Consider the following 6,008-nt stretch of genomic DNA (forward strand, 5'->3'; position numbering starts at 1 on the left):
CGGCGCGGCGTCGTGAGGCACGGCGTCGTGAGGCACGGCCGCCGCGTCCGCGGGGGGCGCGATGTCCCGGCGCGGGGCGACGGCGATCACCGCGGCGGCCGCCGCCGCGACGACGAGCGCCGCCCCGGAGCCGAGGGCGATCCTCCTGAGGCGCCGCCGCCGCGAGAGTCGCGCGAGCTTGGCCGGGACGTCCGGGTTCTCGGGATCGATGGCGAGGACGCGCGAGTAGAACGAGAGAGCGCGCGCGGACGCGCCCTCGGCCAGGGCGGCGTCGCCGCGGGCGGAGAGCGCGACCACGGCCCGCGCCGGGAAGGCCGCCTTGAAGCCGGCCGGGTCCCGCAGGAACGCCACGAGCTCGTCCGGGGCGCGCTCGAGCCCGCTCTCGGCGAGGAGCCGATCGAGCACCTCGCGGACCTCGGCGGCGCTCGACGGCCGCCGCTCCGGGTCGAGGGAGAGGCAGCGGACGACGAGGTCGGCGAGGGCGTCCGGCACGCGCGCGTCCACCGCGCGCGGCTCCTCGAAGTCGGCCTCCAGGACGCGGCGGAGGATCGCGGTGGGGTTCGGCGCGGCGAACGGGAACTTCCCGGTCGCGAGCCAGTAGAGGATGGTTCCGATGGAGAAGAGATCGCTGCGCGCGTCCGCCTCGCGCCCCTCCACGATCTCGGGCGCCATGTGGTGCGGCGAGCCCACGAGCGCGCCCGTCATGGTCATCCGCTCGTCGGACGCGAGGATGCGCGCGATGCCGAAGTCGGCGAGCTTCACCGCCGGTCGCTCGCCCTCCTGCACGAGGACGTTCTCGGGCTTCAGGTCCCGGTGGATGACGCCGGCGGAGTGCGCGTGGACGAGCGCGTCCACGAGCGCGCGCCCGACGAGCGCGCCGATCTCGGGGAAGCCGAACCCGACCTCGTGCGCGAACGCGCGGAGGGTCCTGCCGCGGACGAACTCGGTCACGAGGTAGCTGTCGGCCGCCCCGTCGCCCGCGTAGTCGTAGATCTCGACGATGCCGGGGTGGGAGAGGCGCGCGACGGCGCGGGCCTCGCGGGAGAAGCGAGCGCGCGAGTCCGGCGCGGAGGCGAGGTGCGGGTGAAGGAGCTTCACCGCCACCTCGCGGTCGAGGGCGGTGTCGCGGCCGCGGTACACGACGGCCATGCCCCCGCTGCCGACCTGCTCGAGCAGCTCGTATCGTCCGAGCCTGCGGATCACCGCCCCCTCGCCCTCGAGCCTCGCGCTCGCGTGGGTATCCTCGTGCTGCACGACTCACCCGGCACCCGCGGCGCACCCCCGCCGCGGCTCGCTCCGGATCGCGACAGCGGTGACCGGATCGGACGCTGCACTATGACACGGCTGCCCCGACTCGGCCATCTTGCAGCGACGGGGACGGCGCACGCCTGCTCGCCGCAGCCGAGGCTACCCGGCGGGGAGGGCGCCCACGCTCGATCCCGGCAGGAATCGCCGCTCCGCGAGCGCCTGGATCGTCGCGGGGATCGCCTCCGTGGAGATGGGATGGAGCGGCCTGAAGCCGAGGGCCGCGAGGCGGGTCGTGTCGTAGTAGTGGTCCGCGGTCATCCAGTGGAGCGCCTCGCGCTCGACGCGCGGCGCGAGCGCGGCCGTCGCGCCGTTCCGGCCCGCGAGGAGCCGCCACGCGCGCTCGAGCCGGCGGTTCACCGGCCCGAGCAGGACCCGGTCCGGGACGTGTCGCACGAGCCAGAGCAGGGCCGCGGTGAGGCGTGGGAGCGCCGGGAGGAGGCGCCCCGGCTCGTAGCCGAGCGCGGCGAGGGCGGCGGAGAGGTGCTCCGCGAGCGGCAGCGGCGCCTCGTCCCCCACGTTGAACGCGCGCCCCACCACCTCCTCGTCGTGCGGGTGCTGCACCACGTGGACGACCGCGCGGGCGAGATCGTCCAGGTGGACGAGGTGCGCGACCGGGCCGCGGCGGATGATCGGGATCCGGCGGTTGCCCGGGTCGAGCAGGGCGAAGAACGTGAGCGCTCGAACCGGGCCGCCGGTCAGTGTGGGGCCATAGAGGATCGTGGGGCGCAGCACGGTGAGCGGGGCGCCGCGCCGGAACTCCGCCCAGCTCGCCTGCTCGGCGCGCCAGCGGATCCGCTCGAGCGCGGTCCGCGGCTCCTTCAGCTCGCCCTCGCGGCAGGGGAGGTTCCGTGGCCTTCCGTAGACCGCCGCGGTCGAGACGTGCACGAGCCGCCGCGCGCCGGCCTCGCGCGCGAGCGCTGCTGCGGCGGCGGCGGCGGCGGCCTCCGCCTCGGAGCGGGCCCGCTCGTCGAGCTCGCGCGGCGTACGGACGCCGAGGTGGACGACCGTGTCCACCCCGCGCGCGTCCACCTCGAGCCGCGGGCGGCCGTCCGCGCCGATGGGCGCCTGACGGACCGAGAAGCCGGCGCGCCCGAGCGCCGCCGCGACGGCGTCCGGGATGGCGCCGGCCGAGCCGGTGAGGATCGCGAGCCGGTTCACTCCGCGAGTGTAGCAGCGGGACGGGCCACGGGCAGGCGGGCGGAGCGAGCCTGCCGGGGCGCACCGGCGCGCGAGGACGGCGATACTGCGCGCAGAGGGAGGCGGCGGCCCCGTTGGAGCCGGCCGGGCCGACCGTGATCCGCGGGCCCAGGCGGCTCGCGGATCACGGTCCGAAGCTCAGGCCCGGACTTCCTCGGACTTCTTCGCGGCGGCGGCCTTCTTCTCAGCCTCCGCGTCCGGGGTCGGCGGCGCCTGCCGCCCGACCGGGTTCTCCTCGAGCGCCGCCTTCAGCACCTCGTCCATGTGCGCCGCGAAGACGAAGTCGAGCTCCTTGCGGGCCTGCTCCGGGACGTCCACCAGATCGCGCTCGTTGCGGGCGGGGATGATGATCCGCTTGATGCCCGCGCGGTGCGCGGCGAGGACCTTCTCCTTGATGCCCCCGACCGGCAGGACGAGGCCGCGGAGCGTCACCTCGCCGGTCATCGCGACGTCGGAGCGGACGCGGATCCCGGTGAGGAGCGAGACGAGCGCGGTGAGGATGGTGACGCCCGCGCTCGGGCCGTCCTTGGGGATCGAGCCCGCCGGGAAGTGGATGTGGATGTCCGTCCGCTCGAGGAAGTTCGCCGGGATGCCGAGCGAGTCGGACTTCGAGCGCAGGTACGAGAGCGCGGCCTGGGCGGACTCCTTCATGACGTCGCCGAGCTGGCCGGTGAGGGTGAGCGACCCCTTTCCGGTCATCTTCGTCGCCTCGATGAAGAGGATGTCGCCGCCCGCGGCCGTCCAGGCGAGGCCGGTCGCGACGCCCGCGATCTCCGTGCGCTCGGCGGTCTCGTTGTAGAACTTCTCGGGCCCCAGCATCGACTCGACGTCGGCCTCCTCGATGGAGCGCTTCGCGCCGGCCTGGAGCTTCCCGCTCGCGACCTCCACGGCGACCGCGCGGCACACGTCGGCGATGCGGCGCTCGAGGTTACGGACGCCCGCCTCCCGCGTGTACGCCATGATGATCTTGATGAGCGCCTTCTCGGTGATGTCGATCGCGTCGGCCGAGAGCCCGTGCTCCCTGAGCTGCTTCGGGATGAGGTGGTTCTGCGCGATGTGGACCTTCTCCTCGAACGTGTAGCCGGGCAGCTCGAGGATCTCCATGCGGTCCTTGAGCGGACCGGGGATCGGATCGAGCAGGTTCGCCGTCCCGATGAACATCACCTTCGAGAGGTCGTAGGCGAGGTCGAGGTAGTGGTCCGAGAACGCGTGGTTCTGCTCCGGATCGAGCACCTCGAGCAGCGCCGCCGACGGATCGCCGCGGAAGTCCGCGCCCAGCTTGTCGATCTCGTCGAGCATCATGACGGGGTTCACCGTCCCCGCCTTCTTCATCGACTGGATGATCCGGCCGGGGAGGGCGCCCACGTACGTGCGGCGGTGCCCGCGGATCTCCGCCTCGTCGCGCACGCCGCCCAGGGAGAGGCGCACGAACTTGCGGCCGATGCAGCGCGCGATGGACTGGCCGAGCGAGGTCTTGCCGACGCCGGGCGGCCCGACGAAGCACAGGATGGGCCCGCGCATGTCGTTCTTCAGCTTGCGGACCGCGAGGTACTCGAGGATGCGCTTCTTGATCTTGTCGAGGCCGTAGTGGTCGGCGTCGAGGATCTGACGCGCGTTCTCGATGTCCAGGTTGTCGTCGCTCTTCTTCGACCAGGGGAGGTCCGCGATCCAGTCGAGGTAGGTGCGCGCGACGGTGTACTCCGAGCTCGCCGTGGGGATCGACTTGAGCCGGTTGAGCTCCTTCTGCGCGACCTTCTCCACCTCGGGCGGCAGGCCCGCCTTCTTGAGCCGCTCCTGCAGCTCGTCGAGCTCCTCCTCCTCCTCGCCGAGCTCGCCGAGCTCCTCCTTGATCGCCTTGAGCTGCTGGCGCAGGTAGTACTCGCGCTGCGTCTTCGACATCTCGCCCTTCACGGCGGAGTCGATCTTGTTCGAGAGCTTGAGGATCTCGCGCTTCCGGTTGAGGAGCTCGAGGACGAGCTTCATCCGGGACTTGAGGTCGGTCGTCTCGAGGACCTGCTGCTTCTCCTCGATGGGGACGTCCACGTTCGCGGCGATGAGATCCGCGAGGTGGCCCGGGTGCGTGATCGACTCCACGAGCTCGGTCGCCGCCGCGGGGAGCTCGGGCATGAGCTCGATGACCTCGCGCGCCAGCTTCTTCAGGTTGATGGCGAGCGCCTCGACCTCGACGTCGTCGGTGACGGCCTTGTCCTCGACGGGATCGACCCGCGCCTTGAGGTACGGGCTCTCCTGGACGAGCTCGAGGACCTTGAAGCGCGCGAGCCCCTGCACGACGAGCGAGTAGTTGTCCTCGCCCATCTTGAGCAGCTTCACGACGCGTGCGACCGTCCCGACGGTGTACAGATCGGCCGCGCCTGGATCCTCCTCCTCGGCGCGCCGCTGCGTCACGACGCCGATCACCTGCTCGTCGCGGACCGCGTCCTTGATGAGGGCGATGGTCTTCTGCCGCCCCACCGCGAGCGGGAGCACGCCTCCGGGGAAGAACACCGAGTTCCGGAGTGGCAGGATGGGGAGGACCTGCGGGATGTCCTCCTTGGCGATGAGCCCGGGAGGCACCATCGCCGGAGCGACCTGCGCGCCGGCTGCGGCCTTCTTTTCCTTCTCAGACATCGCCGTCTCCTTGCCGAGCTTCGGGTGGGATGGGATACCCGCGCGAGCAGCGGATATCAATGAAAAGCGTTTGACCTGTCGGGCGTTACGGGTACGGCATGGCGGGCGAGAGCCCACCCTGCGGCCACCTCTCCCGAGGCGTCAGTCCTCGTTGAGGGCGGTGCGGCCGGGGCGCGGCACCGTGTGGCCGTCGGGTTCGCCACCGGCTCCTCCCGGGTCGGTACGGGTGGGACCGCTCGAAGGCGCCCACAGCCTGGACCCGGCGTTCCGGTCGTCGTCGCCGCTCCCGGAGACGTATCCCGCGCGGCGGGAGATCTGCTGGGGTGCGGCTCCGGGACCCTCCGCCGGGGACCATACGTGCTTGCGGATCATGCCCTCTGCATAAGGCCTGCTTCCGCGAGGGCAAGCGGGTGGACACCTTGGGCGCCGTGTTGCCCGGTACGCATGCGCTCGTGCTCCTGGCCGGCGCCACCCTCGCGGTCGCCGCCCTGGCGGTGCTGCGCGCGCTCCGCGCCAGGCGCCGCGCGGGGCTGCCGGAGGCGGCGGAGCGGCTCGTCGCGGGCGCGCTCGAGCGGCTCGGCGACGGCGTCCTCGTGATCGGAGGGGACGGGCGCATCGTCCGCGCCAACGCAGAGGCGCGGCGGCTCGCGGGCTCCGACGCGGCGCCGCTCGAAGGCAAGGACCTCGCCGCCATGGCCGAGGCGCTCGCGGTCCTGCGGCACGGGCTGCGACGCGCGGACGCCACCTCCGGGGCGGTCTCCCTGCGCACCGGCCTGCGGGCGACCGCCGCGCTCGTCCGAGTCTCGGATCGACCCATGGTGGACGTCGTCGTCCTGCGCGCGGAGCCGCCGCGCGCGTCCCCGCCGCCGTTGCCG

At 72.9% G+C, this 6,008-nt stretch carries 4 protein-coding genes; 1 reads left to right on the forward strand and 3 read right to left on the reverse strand.

Going from position 1 to position 6,008, the window contains the following annotated elements:
• The 3 genes from MNZ29_RS23275 to lon form a co-directional block, all read right to left on the reverse strand.
• Window positions 1-1,254: serine/threonine-protein kinase (locus MNZ29_RS23275; RefSeq protein ID WP_242356971.1), on the reverse strand; the 1,254-nt coding region annotated here is incomplete at its 3' end.
• A 153-nt stretch (window positions 1,255-1,407) separates the two neighbouring features.
• Window positions 1,408-2,466 (reverse strand): NAD(P)-dependent oxidoreductase, encoded by a 1,059-nt coding sequence (locus tag MNZ29_RS23280; RefSeq protein WP_242356973.1) that lies wholly within the window; start codon window positions 2,464-2,466, stop codon window positions 1,408-1,410.
• Window positions 2,467-2,643: 177 nt separating this feature from the next.
• Window positions 2,644-5,133, reverse strand: a complete 2,490-nt coding sequence (gene lon, locus MNZ29_RS23285; protein WP_242341389.1) for an endopeptidase La — start codon at window positions 5,131-5,133, stop codon at window positions 2,644-2,646.
• A gap of 410 nt (window positions 5,134-5,543) precedes the next feature.
• On the opposite strand from lon, the gene MNZ29_RS23290 reads away from it, so the two are divergent.
• Window positions 5,544-6,008: PAS domain-containing protein (locus MNZ29_RS23290; RefSeq protein WP_242356975.1), on the forward strand; the 465-nt coding region annotated here is incomplete at its 3' end.

This window comes from Anaeromyxobacter sp. SG64 (assembly GCF_022690745.1).
Taxonomy (GTDB): Bacteria; Myxococcota; Myxococcia; order Myxococcales; family Anaeromyxobacteraceae; genus Anaeromyxobacter; species Anaeromyxobacter soli.